The following is a 1150-nucleotide window of genomic DNA, read 5'->3' on the forward strand; positions in this document are numbered from 1 at the left end:
TCGTCATCCTTATCTGTTGCGTTGGTTTTGCTTTGAGTTGAATCTGAGCAGGCTGGCGGCGTACCTTCGTCATCCTTGGTCTGAGAGACCGTGCCCGAGCCCGGTACGCCGCCTTTAGACATGCTTCCACCCGAACAGTTGACCGGGAGGCCGTTGGCGCGGCGATCCCGCAGGATAAGGATGGATCTCATGAGCTTACCATCTTGCGTCATCGGGATCGACATTTCCAAGTCGTTTCTGGATTGTTTTCTTCACCCCGCCGGCATGGTCCGTCGGTTTGGCAATGACAGCCAAGGCCATCAGGCACTCATCGGCTTTGTCGCCGAGCATCAGGCCTTCGGCGTCCTGGAGGCGACCGGGCCTTATGACCGGGCACTTTGCCGGCAGCTCCATCAGGCGGGATTGGCCTTCCATCGCGCCAATCCCCGCAAGGCACGCCAGTTTGCGAGAGCGGCAGGCTTTCTTGCCAAGACCGACCGGGTCGACGCACGCATGCTTGCCCTTTATGGAGCGACCATGTCTCTGGCTCCCGAGGCCAAGCCTGACGCAGCCCGTCAGGTTCTTCGAACCCTTGTCGAGCGGCGCGCCCAACTTGTGGCAATGCGCAAGAGCGAGCGCATCCGTCTCGCCCAGCCCCATTGCGGGGACATCGACGAGAGCCTGCGACAGATGATGGAAGTGCTCGACCGACAGATCGCCGCCATCAATGTCCGGATCGACATCCTGGTGACGCAGGTCGAGGCTTTGGCTGAAGATCAGGCGATCCTGCGTTCGGCGCCGGGCGTCGGTCCGCAGACGGCAAGCGTGCTTCTAGCCTATATGCCGGAACTGGGTCGTCGTGATCGCCATTCCGTCGCAGCTCTTGCCGGCCTCGCACCGATCGCATGCGATTCAGGTGCCATGCGCGGCAAACGCTGCATATGGGGCGGGCGCAAACGCGTCCGCGACGCGCTCTATATGGCCGCACTTGCGGCCTGTCGGTCCGGTCCCTTCAAGCGCATATTCCAAGCCATGCGCAATGCCGGCAAACCTCCAAAGCTTGTCCTGATCGCCATAGCAAGACGTTTGCTTGTCGCACTTAACGCCGCAATGAGGGACCGAAAACCCTTCCAAGCTTGACACCAACAACACAGTTGCTCGGGCTCGACCC

At 60.9% G+C, this 1150-nt stretch carries 2 protein-coding genes; one reads left to right on the forward strand and one right to left on the reverse strand.

Annotation, left to right across the window (positions count from 1 at the left end):
• Positions 1-191 (reverse strand): hypothetical protein (locus C5J26_RS33125; RefSeq protein ID WP_206051248.1); only part of this gene is annotated, 191 nt, incomplete at its 3' end.
• Between C5J26_RS33125 and C5J26_RS32370 the strand changes: the two genes are divergently transcribed.
• Positions 190-1119: an IS110 family transposase gene (locus C5J26_RS32370; RefSeq protein WP_245441360.1), complete on the forward strand. Its 930-nt coding sequence runs from the start codon at positions 190-192 to the stop codon at positions 1117-1119. The genes C5J26_RS33125 and C5J26_RS32370 overlap by 2 nt on opposite strands.
• Positions 1120-1150 lie beyond the last annotated feature (31 nt).

Source organism: Neorhizobium sp. T7_12 (assembly GCF_002968535.1).
Classification (GTDB): Bacteria; Pseudomonadota; Alphaproteobacteria; order Rhizobiales; family Rhizobiaceae; genus Neorhizobium; species Neorhizobium tomejilense.